The organism is Streptomyces sp. NPDC055013 (assembly GCF_053608645.1).
The window spans coordinates 82,815-105,881 of the sequence record NZ_JBSGVW010000032.1 but is presented as its reverse complement, the minus strand read 5'-3'; the positions used below and the strand labels follow the sequence as shown (position 1 = coordinate 105,881).

Annotated in this window: 14 protein-coding genes and 2 pseudogenes; 8 read left to right on the top strand and 8 right to left on the bottom strand. The window is 69.3% G+C overall.

All coding sequences use genetic code 11. The features are described from left to right. Positions 1–145 precede the first annotated feature (145 nt). From ACWGDB_RS31775 to ACWGDB_RS31755, 5 genes and pseudogenes are all read right to left on the bottom strand, one after another. Complete coding sequence (locus ACWGDB_RS31775) at positions 146–1,486, bottom strand: MFS transporter (protein WP_453825593.1); 1,341 nt, start codon at positions 1,484–1,486, stop codon at positions 146–148. Between the two features lie 565 nt (positions 1,487–2,051). Next, a pseudogene (locus tag ACWGDB_RS31770) lies at positions 2,052–3,244 on the bottom strand (serine hydrolase domain-containing protein). 355 nt (positions 3,245–3,599) lie between these two features. Beyond that, positions 3,600–5,996: an NACHT domain-containing protein gene (locus ACWGDB_RS31765; protein WP_453825592.1), complete on the bottom strand. Its 2,397-nt coding sequence runs from the start codon at positions 5,994–5,996 to the stop codon at positions 3,600–3,602. 208 nt (positions 5,997–6,204) lie between these two features. After that, positions 6,205–8,337 carry a ThuA domain-containing protein gene (locus tag ACWGDB_RS31760; protein ID WP_453825606.1) on the bottom strand — a complete coding sequence of 711 codons (2,133 nt, stop codon included), beginning with the start codon at positions 8,335–8,337 and terminating at the stop codon, positions 6,205–6,207. 14 nt (positions 8,338–8,351) lie between these two features. Beyond that, entirely contained in the window at positions 8,352–11,207 is a 2,856-nt protein-coding gene (locus tag ACWGDB_RS31755; protein WP_453825591.1) for a carbohydrate-binding protein, read from the bottom strand. Between the two features lie 390 nt (positions 11,208–11,597). On the opposite strand from ACWGDB_RS31755, the gene ACWGDB_RS31750 reads away from it, so the two are divergent. Together ACWGDB_RS31750 and ACWGDB_RS31745 are read left to right on the top strand one after the other, a co-directional pair. Next, entirely contained in the window at positions 11,598–12,317 is a 720-nt protein-coding gene (locus ACWGDB_RS31750) for a hypothetical protein (RefSeq protein ID WP_453825590.1), read from the top strand. A 53-nt stretch (positions 12,318–12,370) separates the two neighbouring features. Beyond that, positions 12,371–13,012 carry a nucleotidyltransferase domain-containing protein gene (locus tag ACWGDB_RS31745; protein WP_453825589.1) on the top strand — a complete coding sequence of 214 codons (642 nt, stop codon included), beginning with the start codon at positions 12,371–12,373 and terminating at the stop codon, positions 13,010–13,012. A gap of 33 nt (positions 13,013–13,045) precedes the next feature. Here the strand turns inward: ACWGDB_RS31745 and uppS are convergent, their stop codons facing one another. Together uppS and ACWGDB_RS31735 are read right to left on the bottom strand one after the other, a co-directional pair. Then, positions 13,046–14,815: a polyprenyl diphosphate synthase gene (gene uppS, locus ACWGDB_RS31740; protein WP_453825588.1), complete on the bottom strand. Its 1,770-nt coding sequence runs from the start codon at positions 14,813–14,815 to the stop codon at positions 13,046–13,048. A gap of 347 nt (positions 14,816–15,162) precedes the next feature. Further along, entirely contained in the window at positions 15,163–15,738 is a 576-nt protein-coding gene (locus ACWGDB_RS31735; RefSeq protein WP_453825587.1) for a CGNR zinc finger domain-containing protein, read from the bottom strand. 103 nt (positions 15,739–15,841) lie between these two features. Here ACWGDB_RS31735 and ACWGDB_RS31730 point away from each other — a divergent pair, with 103 nt between their 5' ends. Further along, the gene (locus tag ACWGDB_RS31730) at positions 15,842–17,014 is read left to right on the top strand and encodes an epoxide hydrolase family protein (protein ID WP_453825586.1); all 1,173 of its coding nucleotides are present in this window, start codon (positions 15,842–15,844) and stop codon (positions 17,012–17,014) included. A 91-nt stretch (positions 17,015–17,105) separates the two neighbouring features. Here ACWGDB_RS31730 and ACWGDB_RS31725 read toward each other — a convergent pair whose 3' ends face one another. Continuing rightward, the gene (locus ACWGDB_RS31725; RefSeq protein ID WP_453825585.1) at positions 17,106–17,663 is read right to left on the bottom strand and encodes a DUF3291 domain-containing protein; all 558 of its coding nucleotides are present in this window, start codon (positions 17,661–17,663) and stop codon (positions 17,106–17,108) included. A 271-nt stretch (positions 17,664–17,934) separates the two neighbouring features. Between ACWGDB_RS31725 and ACWGDB_RS31720 the strand changes: the two genes are divergently transcribed. The 5 genes and pseudogenes from ACWGDB_RS31720 to ACWGDB_RS31700 all read left to right on the top strand — a co-directional run bounded on the left by ACWGDB_RS31720 (position 17,935) and on the right by ACWGDB_RS31700 (position 22,970). Then, on the top strand, positions 17,935–18,201 hold the full coding sequence (locus tag ACWGDB_RS31720; RefSeq protein WP_453825584.1) for a hypothetical protein: 267 nt from the start codon (positions 17,935–17,937) through the stop codon (positions 18,199–18,201). A gap of 368 nt (positions 18,202–18,569) precedes the next feature. Continuing rightward, positions 18,570–19,343, top strand: a complete 774-nt coding sequence (locus ACWGDB_RS31715; protein WP_453825583.1) for a maleylpyruvate isomerase N-terminal domain-containing protein — start codon at positions 18,570–18,572, stop codon at positions 19,341–19,343. 230 nt (positions 19,344–19,573) lie between these two features. Further along, positions 19,574–20,003, top strand: a pseudogene (locus ACWGDB_RS31710) (transposase); the annotation flags it as partial. Between the two features lie 225 nt (positions 20,004–20,228). Further along, a complete protein-coding gene (locus ACWGDB_RS31705; protein ID WP_383612126.1) occupies positions 20,229–21,260 on the top strand; it encodes a LacI family DNA-binding transcriptional regulator in 1,032 nt (343 codons plus the stop codon). 615 nt (positions 21,261–21,875) lie between these two features. Further along, positions 21,876–22,970 carry an ABC transporter substrate-binding protein gene (locus tag ACWGDB_RS31700; RefSeq protein ID WP_453825582.1) on the top strand — a complete coding sequence of 365 codons (1,095 nt, stop codon included), beginning with the start codon at positions 21,876–21,878 and terminating at the stop codon, positions 22,968–22,970. Positions 22,971–23,067: the final 97 nt, after the last annotated feature.

The window sequence follows — 23,067 nt, the reverse complement described above, 5'->3', positions numbered from 1 at the left end:
CTGATGGCAGCGACCCTAACGGCCCGGCCAACGGGTGGGCCGGGCCGGGCTGATGAGCCTCCGAGTCCCTCGGCGGGTGTGCCACAGGACCCCGGGTTCGTCCGCCGGTGGTGGCCGGACCGGCCCGGGGCCGTGCGGCACCGGGTCAGTCGGCGGAACCCGCCAGTGCCGGTTCGCGCTTGGCTGCCGTGTCCTGCCTGCCCCGCCGAGCCAGCGGGACCAGCGAGATCGCGACCGCGGCGAGCACGGCGGCCACGGCGAAGGTGGTGAAGCCGAGCTCCGCGTTGCCGCCCGCGATCACCATGCCGCCGAGCCAGGGGCCGACGACGGCGCCGGTGCGGCCCACTCCGGTGACCCAGCCGAGACCGGTGGCGCGCTCACCCGGCGCGTACAGCCGTGCCGTGGAGGCGTACACCATCACCTGGGCGCTGAAGAGCCACACACCGGTGATGAAGACGACCACGTAGGCAACGCTCAGCGGCAGTTGGGCGCGCAGCAGGAAGGCACCCGCTGCGGTGAGGAGGAACCAGATCGCCGAGACCTTGACCGGTCCGAAACGGTCCGCCGTACGGCCCGCGATCAGCATCCCGACGATACCGCCGGCGTTGATCACCATGAGGAACGTGATGGAGGAGGAGAGCGAGTAGCCGGAGGCACGCATCAGTTCGGGCAGCCAGGTGGAGACGCCGTAGACCAGCAGCAGGCCGGCGAAGGACGCGATCCACAGCAGCGGAGTCGCCAGGCGGGTGCCGGGAGCGAAGAGGGCGCCGATCGCGGCCATCCGTCCCTTGGCTCCGGCAAGAGGCACCTCGGCGGCACCCGGTCGCTCCAGTCCGTACCGGTCGGCGACGGCGTACGCCTGCTCCGAGCGGCCCTTCGCGAAGAGCACACCGGGGGACTCGGGCAGCCACTTCATCACCAGCGGCAGTGCGATGACGGCGGGGAGCGCGCCCGCCCAGAAGACCCAGCGCCAACCGTGGTCAGGGGCAACGGCCAGGCCGATGCCCGTCGCGGCCATGCCGCCCGCGTGGTACGAGGTCATCATCACGCCGGTGGCCAGCGCCGCCCGACCCGGCGGAGCGAACTCCGCCACGAGGGCCAGCCCGATGGGCATCAGACCGCCCAGCCCCAGACCCGATATGAAGCGACCTGCGCCGAACACCGTGGCGTCGGGCGCGACCGCGCACAGCGCCGACCCCAGGGAGAACAGCAGGATGCTGCCCGCGACCAGGGGCTTGCGGCCCAGCCAGTCGGTGAGCGTGCCGGTCGCAAGAGCGCCGATCAGCATGCCGAAGGTGGTCCAACTGCCCACCGTGCCCGCCGTCGAGGGGGAGAAACCGAGGTCCGGGTCATCGAGGAGGTGCGGCATGACCGCGCCGTAGATATTGACGTCCATGCCGTCGAAGAAGACGGCGAGCCAGCACAGCGCGATGACCGGGGCCACGGCTTTGAACGAGCGGGTCGGCGGGGACGCGGGAGGTGCCACTGGATGCTCACTTTCTGTCACATCATCGTGATGAGCGAGGCGGGGACGTGTCTCGGCTCAGGTGCGGGCGGACCGCTGCGGCCTCCGGCTCGGTGGGGCTGGAGAAGGGCTCACCGTCGCGGCTGTGTGCGACGGGTTGCCCGCCTGGTGAAATTTGGTTCAGTTTTGGTGCGGAGGAGTCTGCGGTTGGCTCGGAGGCCTGTCAACCGTTCCGGAGTACAGCGGCCGGATGTGCAGGATGCGGTGATCTTCAGGCAGAGGGAGCCGAGAGTGCGGGCTGCACCGAGCCGCGATTTGCGCGTGCGACGGCTGCGAGTGGCTCAGCCGGAGGAGGCGCAGTGGGAGGGGCGCAGTGAGTGGGCGCAGTGGGAGGGGGCGTAGTGAGGGGAGGAAGAGACTGTGGGCATGAGCCCATCGCGTCCGCCACGGGTCTCACAGCCCGCCCGACACCAGGGTGCCGTCGCGGCGATCCCGTGGGGCCGTCCGCCTACGGGCGGCCCGATCTCGTAAGCAAACACCCCGAGGCGCCGTCCCTGGGTGCCCAGTCCAGCAGCACCCTTCCACCTCAGGCGCCGCAGAACTCCGCTTCCAGTACCGCGTGCTCCAGGGCCTCTTCTCCCCAGTCACCGTTCCTGTTCACCGTGAGCACGTGCTCACCGTCGCGGGTCGCAGCTGCCCTGGACAGGGAGCCGGGGACCTGGCCGCCGTGGACCCAGACGGTCACTCCGCAGGACAGCCTGTCGGAGCGGATGCCGAGACCGTACGTGGCGGTGGCTTTCGCTGTCCCGCCCGTGCTCGCTCGCCCGGGTGGGACCTCCTCGCCATCGATGGGAACGCCCGTGAGTATCTCCTCCATCTGCTCGGCCGGAAGCAGTTCTCCTCGCAACAGAGCTCCGAGGAACCGGTTGAGGTCGGAGGTCGTCGAGATGATCTGGCCCGCCGCTCCGGCCACCGACGGGTTGAACTCGGTGACGTCGTGGATGGCCGCGTCCGGGTCGTCCTCGTAGAGCTTGGAGTAGTGGCGGGCGTGGGGGCCGGGTACACGCGCCGAAGTGCCGGGCACTGTGGTGGCGCGGAGTTTCAGCGGCTTGATGATCTGCTGCTGGACCTGGGAGGCGTAGCTGTCTCCAGTCGCCCGCTCGATGACCATGCCGGCCAGGATGTAGTTGGTGTCGGAGTACTCCCAGCCCTCGCCCGGAGGGAACACGGGGGCGTGGGAGAGGCCGATCCCCACGAGCTCTTCAGGGGTGGCCCGTCGTACCGGTGGGTGAGGAACGGCTTGCCGGTGAACCTGGCGAGAAAGCCGGCGTCGCGGTTGTAGTTGAAGATGCCGCTGGTGTGGTTGAGCAGGTGGCGGACCGTGATGGTCCGGCCGTCGTTGCCGTTGCCTCGGACCAACCCCGGCAGCCAGTGCTCGACGCTGTCGTCGAGCGAGAGGGCACCCTCGGCGTCGAGCCGCAGCAGCACCGTGGCAGTGAATGTCTTGGTGAGACTGCCGACCCGGAAGCGGTTGACCGGCCGGCGCGGCTCTCCCGTTTCGACGTCCGTCACACCCGACTCCCCGAACCACCGTCCCCGGGCGTCGGTGACCTGGGCGAGCGCGCCGGGTGTCCCCGCCGCCGTGATCGCGTCCAGCGCCGCCTGTGCTGCGACATGTGCCTTACGGGCACCGGCCGGCCGATCGGCGGAGCCCGGCCCGGCCACGGCAGTGCTCCCGGCGCAGGCCACGAGAGCCCCAGCCGGCACGAGGACGGCCAATCGACGCCGTACGGAGCGACGACCCGGACCGCGTTCGGGACCGTATCCTTTCGAGCCGGGCCCTTGGGGGACGCTCCTTATCGACAACTTCGATAACCACTTGCTGGCTGCCACTCGTGTTCCCCCTGTCCGCCGATGCCCGGCGCTTTTGAACGCGACAGGCCATGCCGTCGCACGTCCCGCCTTCCCTGTTCACCAGTCAACCCGCGCCGCACGGCACCGGGCATCGGGGATCACACCCACCGACCTCAGGGCCTGCCCTGAGTCTCCCCGGAGATCGACGCGGCGACCGGGCTGGCACTCCTTGTTGCGCAGGGGACCGTGCGTGGTGCTGCCTGCCGGAAAAGCTGCAATCTCATGGGCGTGGTGCGCGGGCGCGCCGCTCCAGCCATGTCGCGGCGAGGCTGGTGAGTGCGAGGAGTGCGCCGCCGGCGAGCAGGTAGAGGACGTGCTCCTGCCAGCCGGTGAGCCAACTGCCGGGGCCTATCGGCGACTCCCACCATGCGGCAAAGGTCAGGCCGACCACCGCTCCGACCAGGAACGGCCAATTGCGCCGCCACCAGGTGGTGTCGGCATCGCCCGGATCGACGGTGACCGAGGGTTCGGGAACCGGACGTCGGGCCGCGAGATGGTCCTGGAACTCGGCATGCCTGAACTGGTAGACGGGGCCGACCGCGCGCAGCAGCCCCAGCCGGTGAGCGTCGTCGAGGAACCTCATGAGCCGAAAGGGCAGATCGCGGTGCCGGGCCGCGTGGATGACCGTCATCGTGTAGGCCAGCCAAGCGCGCTGTCCGGTGAACAGGCCGACACAAATCGCGATGGACACCCATGCCAGGGCCCCAACGGCCAGATCGTCGACCCCGGGATTCTGCCAGAGCGTCATGGCGAACAGCAGACCCGCCGTGCCCACACCGCCGATCAGCCGGAGCAGCGCGGCATCACGATCGGCTCGCAGCGAGCCCAGAGGAGTGCCTGAGCGGTTCTCCCCCAACGCGATGTCAGCCCAGAGCAGGAAGCCCATCCCCATTCCTGTGAACGCGCCCATCACCAGCCCGTATACGAGGTTCGACACCACCGAGGCCGACCACGCGGGCGGCGGCTGCGCCACAGTCGCCCAGACCGCCCCCACGAGCGATGCCAGTAGCCCGCAGAGGCTGCCTCCCAAGCAGCCAAGGAGTGCACCGCCGAACACCCGACGTCGGAAACGAGCGCGGCGGATACTGTGGACGAAGCGGACGTACCGTGGCTCCGCACCCAGTGCGTTGTTCGCGAAGTACAGGCCGAACACCCCGAGGGACAGGCCGACGGCTCCGCCGCCCAACGCCTTGGCAACGGGACTGTTCTCACCTGTGCCGTGGGTGAGCACGCCGCCCGCCGCGCCGGCGATCGCCAACATGGCCGTCCACGCGATCAACTGCACGATCGGCAGGATCCGACGGGACACCGTCAGTTCGGCCAGGTCCCACCAGCGGAGATCGCGGCCACCGTTGGCCTCCGGCGGACCCGAAGTGGCCGATGCCCGCCGCGCGAGGCACCAGGAGAGGTACTCCAGCCAACGCCGTACCGCATCCGGGTCGTGGCTCTGACGCGGCCGCAGTTGATCGGGACTGCCGGGCGAGGGCGGATTCTGTTCCAGGAGGGCAGGGATGAGACGGTCGAGCAGATGACCCCGTAGCGCGGCCGGAGTGGCGAAGCGGCCGGATTGCAGGAGCTCGGCGGGAGACTTGTTGCCCACTGCGTAGGTCGCGCGCAGCAAGCCGAGGTCCAGCGGGGTGGTGACTGCCTCGGCGACGATGGTGAGCGGGTCGGTCCGCGGACCGGGGTCTTCCAAGCCGGAGAGCAGGATCTCCCACTCGGTGGTGAGGGGAGGGGCAAGATGCCTGCGCAGATGAATGGCAGCCGCCTGCGCGGTGAGGGGTTCCGGCTCGATGACCGTCGCAGTCCTCAGCACGCTGCCGTCCTCCTGGACGGCCTGCGCAAACTCGTCGGTTCGGCACGTCAGGATCAGCGGCTGCCGGGTGGTGAGGAGCGTGCCGAGCGTCCGGACGACCATGGCCCGCGCCGCGTCGGGCAGTTCGTCAAGGCCGTCCAGTACGGGCAGCACATGGCCCCCGGCCGTCAGCCGACGGGGGATGTCCGGGCCGAGCGCGGCGATCTGAGGGTAGCTTCGCCCCACCTCTACGGCTATCCACATGGTGAAGTCGGACAGGTAGGAGGGATTCCAGCTGGAGGCGGAGACCAGCACCGGTACGGGTACCGCGTCGTTGTCGGCTCCGGGCTCCAGCAGACTGAGCATGAGCTGCATGCACAGTGTGGTCTTGCCTACCCCGGCGCCGCCGGTGACGACCAGCCTCCGCTGAGGCAACCCAAGGAAAGTGTCGGCGAGTTCGGCTGCCTGCCGCCGTGCCTCGTCATAGGTCGACGCACCAGCCAGGAACACCTGCCCGTGGCCGTCGTCCCGCGACGTCAGACGCCACACCACCGGCATCGGGTACTGCCCGTCCTGGTCTCGTCGACGGGCCTCGTCGCTCCAGCGCTCCCGCACAGCGGCGGAAAGCTCGCGCTTTGCTTGCGCCACCGTCTCCACCGACGAGGCAGCAGCGCGTCCGATCGAGCGCCGGTGCCACACGAGCAGAGCCACAGCGAGGGGTACCACGGCGAGTAGCGCCGACAGCACGCCGGACAGATCTGCTGCGGTCCCCAGATCCTTGGCCAGCAGAACCGCTGTGAGCAGCAGTACGACCAGCCCCAAGCCGATGACACCGGCCGCATAAAAGGCGGCACTCCACCCCCGTCTCCCCATCCGCTCATGGTGGCAGCCCGGAACGACCCGAGGGGAGTACTCGGGTCCCGTTCCACCGGCATCGAGTTGGAGGTGGAGAGCGAGCGAAGTGGCCGCGCGATGCACCGACTGCCCGGTCGAGCCGATGGCTGCGACCGGGCATCTCGCCGGTGCGGCCTCAGTCGGCGGCCGCTCCCTGGAAGCGTCCGACCCAGTACGCCGTGCGATCCAGGTACGCCGTCTGTGCGGCCTCTCCCGTCTGCCCGTACGCCCCTCTGTACGTCTGGTAGCCGTGCCCGGCCGGCGGGGTGGAGTCGGCCGGCTCGATGGAACTCCCTTCGTGCCACTCGTTGAAGGAGGTGACCGACACCCAGGTCGGCGACCCGCCGATCGCCGGATCCAGGGCGTTGGACCACTGCCGGTCGTACGCCGCGCCATCGGCGCGCTCCACGGTGGGGGTTGCGTTGCCCGGCACCGCCCGGTCGTCGATGTAGCCCGGCGCGACGGACGGGGACCAGATCAGGCCGTGGGCGCGGGCGTAGTCGCCGGCCTGCTTCCAACCGGGAGCCGTGGCGCCCGCGATGCCGTCGTAGGTGTACATACCGGAGAAGTGCGCGATCTTGGTGGTGTCCGTGGTCTGGGCGAGGACGATGCTCGTGTCGGTGACCTGGTCCAGTGCCGTCCAGTCGGTGATGTCGAGGCTCTGGAAGACGTAGAACGCGCCCTTGCCTCCGTGGTCCGCCGCGCGGTGGAAAGCGGGGTGACTGCCGTAGGTGCGGTTGATGTACTGGATGTCGGCGGCCGTCGACGCCCCGGTGCGGCCCGAGTACGGCTCCAGATGCCAGGCCACTTGGATGCCCTGCTCCTGGGCAGCGTCGAGTACGCCGCGCGCGAGCCGGTCCTCGTAGCTGCCCCGGCCCCACCAGCTGTGGACGATCACGGCGGCGCCCGACCGGGCGACCCACTTCATGTGCTGGTCGACTGCGCCGTCGAAGTCACCGGAGTCGTACGGGCCGAGTGCCGGGTAGAGGTCGGCGCCGATGCCGTCGGGTGGCGTGTGCCCGCCCTGCTGCCAGTGCCGCCAGCCGCCGTTCACCGCCGGGCTGCCGTACCAGGGGTAGTAGAAGAGGTGGACGTCGTCGGACAGGGTCCCGGCGGTGGGTTCGGCGCCGAGGCTGAAGGTGTCGATGTCGAACAGGGCTCCGCCGCCTCCGGTGAAGCGCAGGATGAGCGGGCCGGACGCGGAACCGGTCAGGTTCGTGGTGACGGTCGTGAAGGTTTCCCAGCCTCCGGTGACCGGTACCGTCACCGAACCGAGCAGGGTGCCGTCGGCCGAGCCGGACCGGATCTCGATGGTGCCGCCCGCGCCCGCGGAGGACACTTTCGCCGAGAAGGTCTGTGCCCCCGCGGTGGTGACCTCGGAGTAGCCCGCCCAGTCCCCGGTCTCGATGTAGCCGAGCGTCAGTCCGCCGCTGGCCGGGGCGTGCGCGGCCACCTGCACACCGGAGCCGGAGCTGTACGACTCGGCCTCGATCTGTCCGTTGCCGGCCGGCACCGAGCAGTTGGCCGTCGCCTGCCCGGCGGCGTACCGCACCCCGCCCAGCAACACTGAACGGAAGGCCGGGTCGGCGTAGGACTCGCTGGTGTGGCCGAGCCCGGTGTAGAAGGATCGGCCCGTGCCCTGGCTGTGGCACCAGGTGATGGGGTGGTCGGCGCCCATCGAGCCCCCGCTGTAGGTGCTTTCGTCCAGTGCCTGGAGGACGCGCACGTTGGGGCGGGGGTTGGCGCGGTAGTTGTACCACTCGTCGGTGCGGGTCCAGGTCGCGCCCAGGTGGGCGGTGGCCGGGTGGGTCCGGTCCTCGTTGCGGATCGTGGCCCGCTGGATCGCCGGGTGGCTCTGGAACCGGGCGCCGACGAGCTGTCCGTAGTAGGGCCAGTCGTACTCGGTGTCGGCCGCAGCGTGTACGCCGACGTAGCCGCCGCCGGAGTCGACGTAGGACTGCAAGGCGTTCTGCTGCGCGGAGTTGAGGACATCGCCCGTGGTGTTGAGGAACACCACGGCCTCGTAGCTCGCGAGATTCGACGCGGTGAACGCCCCGGCGTCCTCGGTGGCCGTGACGGTGAAGTCGTTCTGCCCGCCGAGGGTGCGCAGGGCGTCGATGCCGGCCGGGATCGCGTCGTGCCGGAAGCCGGCCGTCTTGGAGAACACCAGGACCTCGAAGGCCGCCGCGTGCGCGGTGCCGGCCGGGGTGATCAGGGCGCCGAGCAGGCCCAGCGCCAGGGCCGCGGTGCAGCGGCGCAGCCGCCGCATCAGGATGGTCATGGTCATCGCCCCTTTCGCGCCGCGGAGGCCGACGAGTTGAGCGTGAAGGTGTCGACGTCGAACAGGGCCCCGGAGCCTCCGGTGAAGGAGAGGAACAGCGGGCCCGATCCAGCGCCGTTGAGTGTGGTGCCGACGGTGGTGAAGGTGTCCCAGCTGCCGGTCACCGGCACGGTCACGGAGCCCAGCAGTGGACCGGTCTGCGAGCCGGAGCGGAACTGGAGGGTGCCGCCGGCCCCGGCCGAGGAGACCCGGGCGGAGACGGAGGCCGCGCCGGCGGTGGACACGGAGGTGTACCCGGCCCAGTCGCCGTTGTCGATGTACCCCAGCGTCAGACCACCGCTGGCCGTACCGTGCGCGGCCGACTGCACACCGGAGGCCGAACTGTACGACTCCGCCTCCCACGGCGTCGTCGTGGTGGAACCGGAGCCGAGGGTGAAGGCGTCGACGTCGAACAGATTGCCCTGCCCGGTGGGGCCGCGGAACACCAGGAACAGCTCGGTGGTGCCGGCGGGCGCGCCGGACAGGTTGGCGGTCACGTCGGTGAAGGTGTCCCAACCGCCGGTCACCGGCACCGTCACGGTGCCGAGCAGCGTTCCGGTGGCGGAACCGGCGCGCACCTGCAGAGTGCCGCCCGCGCCGCCGGACGCCACCCGGGCGGTGAACTTCGCGGCACCTGCGAGGACGTACGGCTTGAACGAGATCCAGTCGCCGTCATCGGTGAAGCCGACCGTCTTGCCGCCCTCGGCCGTGGCGTGATTGGCGATCTGGATGCCGGACTGGGCGCCGAAGTGCTCGCCCTGCCGATGACGCGGTTGCAGGGTGCGCACGGAGTGCGTGGTCAGGCCGCCGGCGTCCGTGTACTCGGCGTCGAAGACACCGTACAGATTGGCGGCGCTGTCGTGTTCGCCGTCCGCGGGCACGGTGAGGTTGCCCTCGCAGCCGTTGGTGGAGGTGATGGCGTGGGTGTGGCTGTCATGGCCGAGGAGATAGGTGACCTTCACCTTGGAGCAGTCGGCGGTGCCGTCCTCGGGGTCGCTGACCTGCACCTTGAACGGCACGGTGTCGCCGAAGGCGAACGGCTGCCCGTCCAGGGGCTGTTGCAGCGTCACGGTCGGCGCGGTGTTGCCCGCGGTGACCACCAGGCTCGCGGTGCCGGTCAGGCCCTCCGGGTCACGGACCGTGAGGGTGGGCCGATAGGTGCCCGCGCCGGTGTATGTGTGGCTGGGGTTGGCCTGCGTGGACGTGGTGCCGTCGCCGAAGTTCCAGGAGTACGTCAGCGTCCCGCCCTCCGGGTCGGAGCTGCCCTGGGAGGAGAACCGCACGGTCAGCGGCAGGGCGCCGGAGGTGCGGTCGGCGGACGCCTTGGCGACCGGGTTGCGGTTGCTGCCCGCGATGTACTCGATGCGGAACAGGGCCGAGTTGTTGCTGCCGGTGCCGTAGTCCAGGACGTACAGCGCGCCGTCGGGGCCGAAGTCGGTGTCCATCACCTGGGTGCCGTTCCAGGGGACGTCCTCGATCGTCCCGTAGGACCCGTCGCTCTCGACCTCGATGGCCTTGATCCACTGGCGCCCGTACTCGGCGGCGAAATAGCGGCCGTCGAGGGACTGCGGGAACTTCACGGTGGAGGTCGAGTTGGGGTCGTAGCGGTAGACCTCGCCGCCCATCGGGGACTCCGAGCCGCCGCCGAACTCGGGTGGTGAGCCGTCCAGGCCGTACTTGATCCAGCTAGGCCTGGCAGGGGGCAGCTGCGCCTGCCCGGTGTTGCGGAAGGAGTTGTTGGCGGGCCCGCCCGCGCAGTTGTACTTGGCCGCGGAGGGGCCGCTCGGGAAGGTGTACTCGTTGTACGTCTCGCCGGTGGTGTTGGTGCCGGTGCAGTACGGCCAGCCGTAGTTGCCGGGCGAGGTGATGCGGTTGAACTCGACCTGGCCGCCCGGTCCCCGGTTGGGGTCGGTGCCGCCGGCGTCGGGGCCGTAGTCGCCGAGGTAGACGGTGCCGGTGGGTCGGTCGACGGACATCCGGAACGGGTTGCGGAAGCCCATGGCGTAGATCTCGGGTCTGGTGCCGGCGGTGCCCGGTGCGAAGAGGTTGCCGGAGGGGATGGTGAACCCGCCGGCTGCGGTCGGCTTGATCCTCAGCACCTTGCCCCGCAGGTCGTTGGTGTTGCCGGAGCTGCGCTGGGCGTCGAACTGGGGGTTGCGGTTGGTGCGTTCGTCGATCGGCGCGTACCCGGACGAGTCGAACGGGTTGGTGTCGTCACCGGTGGTCAGATAGAGGTTCCCGGCTGCGTCGAAGTCGATTTCCCCGCCGACGTGACAGCACTGGCCGCGGTCGTTGGGAACTTCCAGGACGACCCTCTCACTGGCCATGTCCAGGGTGCCGTCGGTGCGCAGCGTGAACCGCGACAGGTTGAGGTGGCCTGTCCAGGGTTCGAAGTCGGCGGCCGTACCGGTCGTGGGGGCGTCGCCCGCCGGGGTGTTGAGCTTCGGTGAGTAGTAGACGTACACGTAACGGTTGGAGGCGAAGGCGGGATCGGCGGCGATCCCTTGCAGCCCCTCCTCGTCGTGCGTGTAGACGTCCAGCTTCCCGGCCTGCTTCGTGTTGCCCGCGGCGTCCGTGAGGCGGATCGTGCCGTCGCGGGCGGTGTGCAGGACCGACCGGTCGGGCAGCACGGCCAGCGACATGGGTTCACCCATCTCGGCCGCGCCGGTGGCGAGTTGGACCTGTTGGTAGTCGCCGGGCGGAAGGTCCGCCGGGGCGGCGGAGGCGGTGCCGGCCCCGGGTGCCGCCGTGGCGACGCCGGCCAGGAGGAGCGCGAGCGCGGTGACCGTTCTCAGCTCCGCGCGAGGGCGCCAAAGCATGGGGGGTTGTCCTTCCTGACGGTGAGAGAAGTCAGGCAAGGCGCGCGCCGGCCGCGCTTGCCGCATGGTGGTGCGGGGCACGACTACGGAACTGTCGGACCACCGCGTGGGAGCGCTGTACGCGAATTGCGCTGTACGTAAAGGGAATTGCGGCACTCTGATTGCATTTTGCATGCTCGCGGCCGTCGCTGAATATGTCAAGGCCCTGTCAAAATGCTGAGTGGAACTGACTCGCCGCTCACGGTGGGCTCCGGCGCCAAGGTGCCGGTCTGGCGGATGCCGGTGCGCCCGAGGGGCGTGGCCGGGGGAGCGTGGCGGTGCCCTTGAAGGTGGCGCATCAGCTCTGTGACCGCTCTGAACGCCCCCGAACTGCCCCTTTAGGCTCGCCCCATGACCCACGACACCCGCCTTCGTGCCCTCCTCGACATCGGACTCATGGACCGCCTCGACGCTCGCGACAAGAGGGTCCTCGAGCGGCGCGCCGACCTCGCCGGTGCGGGCGAGGATGCGTCACCGGTCGATCCCCGTGGCTGGTGGTACGCAGTGCCTGCGGACGCGTACGAGGGTGTCTTCGAGGTGTTGGGGCTGCATGACCGCTTCCCCTGCACCTTGGCGGAAGGCGCCGACGTGGAGGACATGCGGCACAGGCGGGGAACAATGCCCGTGTTCATCACCCCCGAACTGGACGGGTGGCGGCTCGTGTTCGGCAATCTCGACAGCGTCGTGGGGGTCGACTGGGACGACTGGATGGGGACCGTGGAACGCCTCAGCGTGCGCTGTGGCCGGGCCCAGATGTTCTTCATGGACGGCGCCGGCGGGTCGGACGTCTGGGTGGCTGCCGAGCAGGGACTGATCCGTCGGCGGTACGCGGCCGAGAGCGACCCGGAATGGATAGGCGCGCCCTTGCCGTGGGAGGAACCAGGCCCCGATGGCGAGGATTTCGACGGGGACCAGCCCAACGTGGAGGGAACCGCAGGCGCCGCGGAGGCCTGCGGTGAGCTCTCCGTCGACCCTGCGGAGATCGGTGCCGGGACCCGGGTGCGCGGGCACGGGTGGCTCGCGCTCAGCGCGCCGGGGATCGGGCACGAGGACCTCGGTGTGCTGGTCTAGCCGAGCCTGGGGCGCGCCCTCCGCACTACCGGTCCACGCAGTACGTTGTACGGATGACCGACTCTGTGCCGCCGGGCGGCGCCGTCCTTGGTGCGGACGAACTTGCCGCTCGGTGGGAGGATGCCTGGCGGCCGGGACAGGTCGCGGAGCGGTTGGCTGGGGTCAGGGCGCCCTGGTGCGTCGCGGCAGGATGGGCGCTGGATTTGTTCCGCGGACGGCAGTCTCGGCCACACGGTGATCTGGAGATCGCGGTACCCTCGGCGGGGTTCACGGAGATTCGGGACCGCTTCCCCGAGTACGTGTTTGACGCGGTGGGCTCGGGGCGGGTCTGGGCCAGTGCAGGCACTGAGGTGCTCGCGGCCACGCACCAGACCTGGCTGCGGGATCCGGTGAGCGGTCAGTTCCTGTTCGACGTCTTCCGCGAACCGCACGACGGCGGGACATGGATCTGCCGCAGGGACGAGAGCCTGCGGCTGCCGTACGACGTGGTCATCGAACGGACGGCGGAAGGCATCCCTTATCTGGTTCCGGAACTGGTGCTGTTGTTCAAGGCCAAGGCTTCACGCCCCAAGGACCAGACGGACTTCGACGGAGCCCTGCCGCTGCTGAGCCAGGCGCGGCGCGACGTTCTCACCGGGTGGCTGGCGCGGGTGCACCCCGGACATCCCTGGCTGGAGAAACTGGCACGACGGTGACGCAGGCCCTGGCCTGGGCAACGTACCTTGCCACTAGCCGTCGCGCGGGTCGTCGCCGGCGTGGGAGGCACGCTCGGGCTGGTGCGGTGTTGCGCCGTGCCGGCGCTGGCGGCGGCTGTATTCCGTGACGGCCTGCCACAGATCGCGCCGGTCGGTGTCGGGCCAAAGGTTCGGAGTGAAGTACAGCTCGGCGTAGGTGGTGTGCCAGGGCAGGAAGTTGGACGTGCGCTGTTCGTTGCCGGTGCGCCAGAGCAGGTCGACGTCGGGCATGTCGGGGTGGGGGAGGTGCCGTGCGAAGTCCTTCTCGCTGATGAGGTCGGGATCGAGCTGACCCCGTGCTGTCGAGCGGGCCAGCGCGGCGGCGGCACGGGTGATTTCGTCGCGGCCGCCGTAGTTGATGCACATGGTCAGGGTCAGAGCGGTGCGGGTGCGGGTGGTGCGCTCGCGCAGCCGCAGGAGATCGGTCAGGTCGGTCGGCAGGCGGTCGGCGCCGCCGTGCCAGCGCAGGCGGACGTCGAGGTCCTGGAACGGGTCGGCGCTCACCTCGCTGTGGAGGAGGTCGAGGATCGCGTGGATCTCGTCTGCGTCGCGTTTCCAGTTCTCGGTGGAGAGGGCGTAGAGCGTCAGATGGCGCAGGCCGATTTCCAGGGCGCCGTAGACCGTCTCGCGTACGGCGGTGGCGCCGGCGCGATGGCCTTCGTGCCGGGGGAGATCGCGTTGCTGGGCCCAGCGGCCGTTGCCGTCCATGATCACGGCGACGTGGCCGGGCATCTGCCCGGCCGGGATCTTCGGGGGCCGCTCGCCGCTGCGGTGCGAGGGCGGGGTGCGGAACGTTGATCGCGGGAGTCCCCGGTGGGGGCGAGGGGGTCTTCGCTGCACGGAACCGTTCGGGGGCGGCACGGTCACCGGGGTCAGGCTCCAGGCCAGGGCTGCGCGGGCCTGGGCGGGAGCGAGGATGCGGGCGCTGGTGAGGAGCGAGGGCCGGGGCGGGGTGTGCAGGACGGTGGGGCCGGCGCTCGTGACGGCGTCGAGCTGGGAGCGCAGCAGGCCGGCCATCGTGTGGCAGATGGTGGCGGGAGCGGGGTGCATTCCACGGGTGAGCAAGGGCTGGTTCACCCATTGGCGGGCCAGGCCGGTGAGGTGGCTGATCATCTCGGCGACAGCGGGGCTCCAGCGCCGGCGCATCAGATCGTCCGCGGCACCGGGGTGCTGGTCGAGAACTTCGTCGGGCAGGAGGAGGTCGTGCTGGGCGAGGTCGGCGGACAGGTCGGTGAGGGTGTCGGTGAGCCGCAGGCCGTCAAGGAACTCCTCGTAGACCTCCTGGTTGTCCATGCGCAGGGCCACGGGTACGCCGGCCCGGTCGAACAGGTCACGGAGGAGGTCGAACCACGGCAGCAAGTTGTCACGTGCCCAGGTTCGCCACGCAGGCCAGTCGGGAAAGTGCCTGCCGTGGGCGTCGTCGCGGACCAGGAGCATCGCCCCGCGCAGCCGGGTCAGGTCCAGGCGCCAGCGCAGGGCGGTGTCCACCAGGGCGTGACGGATCGGGTCCGTGCTTGTTCCGTGGTCCAGTTCGTAATCCAGTGCGGTGATCCACTCCTCGACCAGGGCGGCCCGCTCAACGGCGGTGGCCGTACGGTCGTCGGCCAAGTCGTCGATGGCGTTGGCCGCTGCCCACAGCGCCCAGCACGCCGGGCGCAGAGCCGCGGGGACCAGCTGGATCAGCGCGTACTGTGCCGGGTCCTGGTCCTTGGTCTGTCGCCGGCACAGCCGATAGGCCGCCTGCAGCGATGGATCATGACTCATCACCGCCCGCCGCGACAGGGAGCGGTGAACGGGCCGCGTGGCGGTGGTTTGCTGTTCCGCTGATGCGGGGTTGGTGGGGGACATACCGCGCACAACGAGAGCACTGCATCGAGGTTCCGCCGGGGCGACACGCCGTTTCGGCAGGTCAAAGATCCGCCGTGCGGCGTGGGCGACGTGGTGCCGGTACGGACATGCCTCTGAGTGCGGCAGCGGCAAACCACGCCAACTGGATGAGCACGTACCGGGGGCTGCGGCGTGGGAGGAGCCCGCGGAGGTGGCCGTCGCCGATCAGTAAACGTAGACGTACTCGCAGGCGCGGAGCCCACTTGGATGTACCCAGGTAACGATCAATTCGCTGATCTGGAGTTCTTGCGCCGGTTGGCATTGAAGCGCGCCTTCTTCTGACGATTCCCGCACGTGTTCATGTCGCACCATCTGCGGGTGCGGCTTTGGCTGGTGTCGAAGAAGGCGGCTCGGCAGGTTGGTGATGCACACAAGGCCAATGTGCCGTCTCGTTCGCCTGCGATGATGCTGACGGCGTCGGCGGCGATCACGCTGAGGGCGTCTTCCACGCAGGAAGCCGAGCTGAGCCGCCATCGGCGATTGCCCTCGGGCGTCAGGATCGCCGCGGCCCGACCCTGCGTGCTGCAGTCGTTGATGACTTGGACCGCAGACGCAGGGAGAGCGTCCTGGATCGCGGCCGCTGTCGCGGCGGCGTGAATCGACTCCCTCAGCTCTCGGGCGAGGTCGAGCTGGGCAGCGGTGCAGGAGTCCACGGCGAGGCCGTTCACCGCCAGCCAGTCGATGAGTCGCTGCGGCACGGGAATGCGCTCCACAGCGTCGCCATAACGCTCCGACAGGGTCCCCGTGAAGCTGGTCGCCAGCACGGTACCGAGGCGGAAGTCAGGGAATCCAGCACGCATGGAACCACCTTAGACGGTTGCGGCGTGGCTCGGAGAACTGCTAGAACCGGCTTAGACGGTTCGCGATAGTCAGCAGCCGGTTCCGCGACGGCCAGGAGGTCTCATGCCCCGTCCGACCAGCGACGTGCAAGCATTTGAAGCCCACGCAACCGACGCCGACCTCGACGATCTACGCGCGCGACTGGCCGCGGCGCGACTGCCGGAGGCCGAGACGGTCCATCGCGCCGCGCCCGACCCTCGCCGATGGGAACAGGGCGTTCCTCTCGCCGACCTCGTCGATGTCGTGAACTACTGGCGCACCGGGTACAACTGGCGGTCGTTCGAAGCGCGCCTCAACCGGATCGGCCAGTTCCGCACGACCATTGACGATCTGGGAATCCACTTCCTGCACCGCCGATCCGCGCGCGCGGATGCCACTCCTCTGATCTTGACGCACGGCTGGCCGGACAGCGTCGCTCGGTTCATCGATGTAGTGGACGAGCTGGCAGATCCGAAGGATGCAGACGCGCCGGCGTTTCACGTCGTGGTCCCGTCGCTACCGGGCTTTGGCTACAGCGACAAGCCGGCCACCACCGGGTGGGGAACTGAAAAGATCGCGGCCGCATGGGTGGAACTGATGGGAAGGCTCGGATACGGCAAGTTCACAGCCCACGGCGGTGACTGGGGAGGAAATATCACCACGGTTCTCGGCGGCAGATTCCCGGCGCACGTTCTCGGCATCCACACAACGTTCGCGGAGGGACCGCCCGGGTTGACAACGGACGGGCTGACGGCGGTAGAGCGCAGGTGGACCGAGGAGACCCGCGATTTCTGGCGCCACCGCGCGGCGTACGCGAAGCAGCAGGCGACCCGACCGCAGACCATCGGCTACTCGCTCGTCGACTCACCGGTCGGGCTTCTTGCCTGGATCCTCGACAAGTTCGCCGAGTGGTCAGACACCCAGGACAGCCCGTTCGAGACGATTTCCATAGACAGGGTTCTTGACGACGTCACTCTGTATTGGCTGACGCGGACCGGCGCGTCGTCGGCCCGCATTTACTACGAAAGCCACAACTCGCTCGACCCCGAACTCCGGGTCGACGTCCCGTCAGCCATCACTATGTACCCCGGCGACGTCGAGAAGTGTCCGCGCCCCTGGGCACAGGAGCGATACCGACACATCGTCCGATGGGGGTCGCCCGAGAACGGAGGACATTTCCCGTCGCTGGAGGTTCCCGAGTATTTCGTCAGAGATCTGCAAGAGGGTCTGGCGGCAGTGCTGGCCGCCAATCGGTGAACGCATTACCTGGCAGCAGCGCACCCACTCGGCGCCGGCGCCCGCTGCGCCGGCGTTGGAAAGCGACCCCAGTCGCTAAGGCTTCTCCTTGTCAGCGAACCTGGTCGCTCGTCGACCCGACGCCTTTGACCCTGGTCTGAGTTCCGTCCGGGGCGAACGAGTGGTGGAAGGTGAAGGCGTGCGGCGCGGAGCCGTGGTCGTGGAGGTGTTCCAGCCTGGAAACCCCGTCCTGCCAGGTGGGTATCACGCCGTCGGAGACCCACCAGCACGCGTAATTCGGGTGTCCTGTCCTCTCGAACCAGTCGTAACGCCTGTTCAGCGCCTCACGGTGCAGACCGGTGTAGACGGCGTCGAAGGCGGGGCGCAGGTCGGTCCAGAGTGAGAGTGTCGCGGCCAGGGCGGTGGTTTCCACCGTACGGCCCTTGGCGTACCAGGTCGGTACGGCGAACTCTCCCCATGCGCCCCAGTCCGCCTCGAAGAGCATGCCCCGGTCGCCGTCTGCCGTTTCAGCACGCGCGAGGTATCCGGGGTGCTGACTGATCTTCCGGTAGACGGTCTCCCCAATGTCGTAGAACTCGCGCGTGAGGGGTGCGGGATCGACGAGAGGTGACTTCAGGACGCCGAATGTGTACAGAGCAAGATGGGGCATGCGTCTCTCCCTGGTTGGGGCTGCCTGGCGTGGACCCGGTTCGGTGGCTTACGCATGGGGGCGAGGGTTCGGGGGGCATGACCCACTCATCCCGTAGCGGGGGGCTCAGCCTGGAGGAACTCCTGCGCGACCATGGGCGATCGCCGAAGACCAGGTGAAGGTAGCTGCCTCCGCGGGCCTTGTCGAAGTTGCGTTTTTCCTGTCCAAGTGGCCTCCTGCAGCGGTCATTACGGGGGCTGGGGCGGTGACGGGCGGGGCAGGCAGCGGGGGCATGGTCCACACCCCCTTGCACGCTTCCTGGCTCAACCAAGCCGAGATCTACTCCTCGGCCGTCCAGTGCAAGGCCCTCTCGCCCAACGGCTTCACCGACCTGGCCGAGGTCAGGGACGGGCTGCGAGCCTTCGAAGGCGGCTACAACGCCACGGCGCAGGCGTTCCAGTGGAGGTTGACCACCTCCGACCTGGACGATCTGCCGGCCAGGCTCGACCGGCACACCGCCGATCACCACGAAGAATCCTTTGTCGCACCGGCAGCGTGAAGAGCCCCCGAAGAGTTTCGGCGCCGACCACTCGGGGCTGTCTTGGCGATCATGAGCGGAGCCAGATGACGAGTGCTGCGGCGCTGGCGCCGCCGGGCCGCGCACACTACTCAGGCCGCTGACATCGGCCAGGGGTGCGGATTGCTGGGAGTGACTTCGTACGTCAAGCAGCGAGTTGGTAGCGGGCCTGGTGGATGCGCTGGTGCTCCTGGCCGAGATGGTAGGTCCGGTAGCGGTCGAAGTCGCCGTTGGCGAGCAGTGCGCGGAGTTTCAGGACGGCTTCGGCGCCGGCGCTCCGCCCGGCCGTCGACGCGTTCGTCCGACAAATTCGCTACCCGGCGTCCGAAGCGCCGTGATACACAACCGCCGTGCAAAACATCTTGGAGTTCCCCGAGGTCCTGCGGCTGATCGAAGACCGCTCGGCCGCGTTCCGCGCTGCGATCGCGTCCGCCCCCGACCTTGACGTCCAGGTCCCGACCTGCCCGGACTGGACGCTGCGCGAACTGGTGCAGCACCTCGGTGACGGCCGCCGCCGCCAGGCCGCCATCGTCGCGGCGGGCCCGGGCGCTGAGCCGCCGGCGAGGACGGGCCCGAAGGGAGCCCCGACCGCGCCCCGCGACCGCGAAGCCCTGGACGCCTGGCTCGCCGAGTCGACCGAGCTCATGCTCGACGCGATGCGCGAGGCCGGCCCGGACCGCGGCTGCTGGACCTGGTGGGGCCGCTCGCAGGCTCCGGAGACCAGCGGAGCAGTGGCCCGGCACCAGATCCAGGAGATCGCCGTCCACACCTACGACGCCCAGCTCACCCAGGGCGCCGCACAGCCGCTGCCGACGGACGTCGCGGTCGAGGGCGTCGACGAGTTCCTGACGACCGTCTCGGCGACGACCGTCCCCTGGCCGTTCAAGCCGGCAACCATCGACCTGCACACGACCGAGGGCCGCTCCTGGCGCCTGACCCTCAACGCCGACGGCGTCCGCTGCGACGACCTCGCCGCCGACGCGGAGCCGGGCGTCATGGCGATGCGAGGCACAGCGAGCGAACTGGTCCTCTACTTCTACGAGCGCGCCTCGCTCGACGGCCTGGAGACCACCGGCGACACCGAGCCGATGAAGCAGCTCGCAGAATGGGACCCGAACGCGTAAAACGCGCACTTGTGACGCATCTGTCGGTGGTGCGCGCGCTCCTGCGGGCGCCACTGGGCCCGGGGCTGCGGACATCGCGCGGCTGCGGGCAGGCTGCGGGCCTGCTGTTCAAGGGCGAAAGGCGCACCGGCGGGCGGCTGCCGCTGCACTGGGGGCCACTGTGTTGGCGCTCTCTGAAAATATTTTCGAGGATCCCCATCAACTGCGCGGTGCCGTCGCTGCTGTTCAAGGGTGAAGGGCTCTCGCTCGTCCTGACGTCCGGTCAGCGGGCCGACTGCACCCAGTTCGAGGCTGTCATGGAACGGATCCGGATCCGGGTGGCCCGCCTGGCCACCGGCCGGCCTCGCACGACACCCGTCAGCGTCAGCGCCGACAAGGGCTACAGCAACCGTCGCACCCGCGCCTACCTGCGTGGACGCGGGATCCGGCACGTCATCCCGGAGAAAGCCGACCAAGCGGCCGGCCGTCTGCGGCACGGGAGCACCGGTGGCCGGCCACCCGGCTCAGACAAGGAGCGGTACGCCAAGCGCAACCCAGTCGAGCGGGCGATCAACAAGCTGAAACAGTTCCGCGCGGTCGCGACCGGATACGACAAACGCGCCCTGCGTCCACCTCGGCACCGTCACCGCCGCAGCACTCGCCATCTGGCTCCGCTCATGATCGCCAAGACAGCCCCGAGGGCAAGCGCCTCCAGACCGGGATTCGGCCCGCCGAACGCGCAGGTACGGTGCTCGCACGGGGCGCTCGTCCAACGCCTTGTCAGCGCGAAGAGGTCGGATGTATAACGTTGTAAAAGTCAAGCACTGGGACTCGGCGCCAGGCTCACGGTGACCACACCGTACCCGCACCGACCACCCGAGTCGGGCCGCTTCGAAAGGGAATGCCGTGCGGGTCAGCCTCAAGGACGTCGCCGCCCACGCGGGGGTCTCCATCAAGACCGTCTCCAACGTGGTGAACAACTACCAGCACGTCACCCCCGCCATGCGCGAACGCGTCCAACGGTCCATCGACGCGCTCGGCTACCGGCCCAATCTGGCCGCCCGGCACCTGCGCAAAGGCCGCACGGGCATGATCGCCCTCGCCCTCCCCGAACTCGGCAACCCCTACTTCGCCGAACTCGCCGCCGCCGTCATCGATGCCGCCGCCGCCCACGACTACATAGTGCTCCTGGACCACACCGGGGGACGCCGTGAACAAGAACTCCTGGTCAGCCAGGGCTTCCGCGCGCGCGTCATCGACGGACTCATCCTCAGCCCCATCGAGTTGGAGACCGAAGACCTGCGCGACCGAGCGGAGAACGTCCCGCTGGTGCTGCTCGGCGAGCGTGACTACGACCTGCCCTACGACCACATCGCCATCGACAACGTCGCCGCGGCCCGCGCCGCCGTCCGGCACCTGGTGGGCCTCGGACGCCGGGAGGTGGCGTTCATCGGCGACCGGCGCGGCCGCAGCGAGCCCGCACAACTGCGCGTACGCGGCTGGCGCGAGGAACTCACCGCCGCCGGACTTCCGGCCGACGACGGGCTCGTGGCAGCCACCGACGGCTGGGGCCACGCGGACGGCGCGGCGGCCATGACCCGCATCCTCGACTCCGGCCGGCGCCCCGACGCGATCTTCGCGTACAACGACCCGATGGCCATCGGCGCGATGCGCGTCCTGCACGAGCGCGGTCTGCGCGTCCCCGAGGACATCGCGGTCGTCGGCTTCGACGACGTCGTCGAGGGGCACTTCGGCGCGGTCACGCTCACCTCGGTGTCGCCCGACAAGGAGGCCATCGGCCGACTTGCCGTGGAGTCGGTGCTCGCCCACCTGGGCGGTGACGCTCCCGAACCCCGCCGCGTCTGGGCGGACTACCGCCTGGTCGAGCGGGAGAGCACTGTCGGACGCGGGGCGGCGAAGGGCGGCCCCCAAGCCTGACCTGCCCGTAGTCAAGTACACCGAGAACCCTGTCAGTTGGTCGACCGGCACTACGGGGTCAATCGGCCGTGCCGCCGTCGGGGGGCTCCTGTTCCACTGTCAGGGGAGCTCCCGCTCCGCCGTCAGGGGAGTTCCCGTGCCGCGTCAGCCGAGTTCGGGCGCCCCGTCTTCGCCGGTTCGCCCCCGCTTCCACCGTGTCGGCCCAGCGCACTGCGGGACCCTGCGCAGCACCCATCGTGGCCGACGGCCCTGGTGATACGCCGGCGTCGGCACCGGCGTTCAGAGGCTCGTGATCCTTCGGCGCGCCGGCAGCCGGTCCCGCGAGCGTCACATCCTTCCCTGCCGTGGGAAAGAGCCTGGCCGCCCTACGTCCCGAGGCCGTACGGGAGTTGATGCCCGCTGCGAGGACGCCCATCCGGCAAGCGCTTCCCACGCACCCCGGCCTCCTCGCGATGCACACAGGTGTGCGCACGGGGGGTTTACAGCTTCCTTCCAACGATGTAAAAGCCTCCTTGCAGCGGGCCCGACAACGTTGCCCGCCGGGGGAGATGAGCCGTTTCTGCTCATGCGTCAGCTCCCCAGTTCCCTTTCAGCGTCGCCCGGATCGGGGTCACCATGCAGCGCACCACTCACCGCCCTCGTCTCCTTGCCCGCCCTGGGGTCCTGGCCCTGGCCGCCGCGGTGGCCTTGACCGCCGGTGCTTGCGCGAAGTCGGAGGACGACGCGTCGAAGGACACCGAGCCCCCGGCGGCCGCGGGCGCCGAACAGAAGGTCGTCACGCCGAAGCCGGGCAGCAAGTCCTGCGCCATCGACGCCTACGGCGCCGAGAAGCTGGATCTGAAGAACGCGACCGTGGGCTTCTCCCAGTCGGAGAAGGAGGCCAACCCGTTCCGCATCGCCGAGACCCAGTCCATCAAGGACGAGGCGAAGAAGCGGGGCGTCAAGTTGCTCACCGCCAACGCCCAGTCGCAGTTCTCCAAGCAGATCAGCGACGTCCAGGACCTGCTCGCCAAGGGCGCCGACCTGCTGGTGATCGCCCCGCTCAACTCCGACGGCTGGGACCCGGTACTGCAGGCCGCCGCCGCCAAGAAGGTCCCCATCGTCACGATCGACCGGAAGATCAATGCGACCGCCTGCAAGGACTATGTCTCCTTCATAGCCTCAGACTTCGTCGAGCAGGGCAAGCGGGCCGCCGACCAGATGATCGAGGCCACCGGCGGCAAGGGCGAAGTCGCCATCCTCCTCGGCTCGGCCGGGAACAACGTCACCACCGAGCGCACCAAGGGCTTCAAGGATCGGATCGCCGAGAAGGCACCGGAGTTGAAGGTCGTGTTCGAGCAGACCGGTGACTTCGCCCGCGAGAAGGGCCAGCAGGTCACCGAGCAGCTCATCCAGTCGAAGCCCGGCATCAAGGGCATCTACGCCGAGAACGACGAGATGGGCCTCGGCGCGGTGGCCGCGCTCAAGGGCGCCGGCAAGAAGGCGGGCGCCGTCAAGATCGTGACCGTCGACGGCACCCGCAACGCCGTCCAGGGCATCGTGGACGGCTGGATCAGCGGCGTCATCGAGTCCAACCCCCGCTTCGGCCCGCTGGCCTTCCAGACCCTGGACACCTTCACCAAGGGCGAGCAAGTCCCGCAGGACGTCATCATCCAGGACAGCGCCTACGACGCGGACAACGCGAAGACGGAGATCGGCAAGGCGTACTGATCCAGCAGGGGCCCGGGCATCGCCGTCCGGGCCCCAACGCCTGTCCCGCGCAACCTCCTTCACGACGTTCTCCACCCCCTTTCTTCCTGGAGGCACA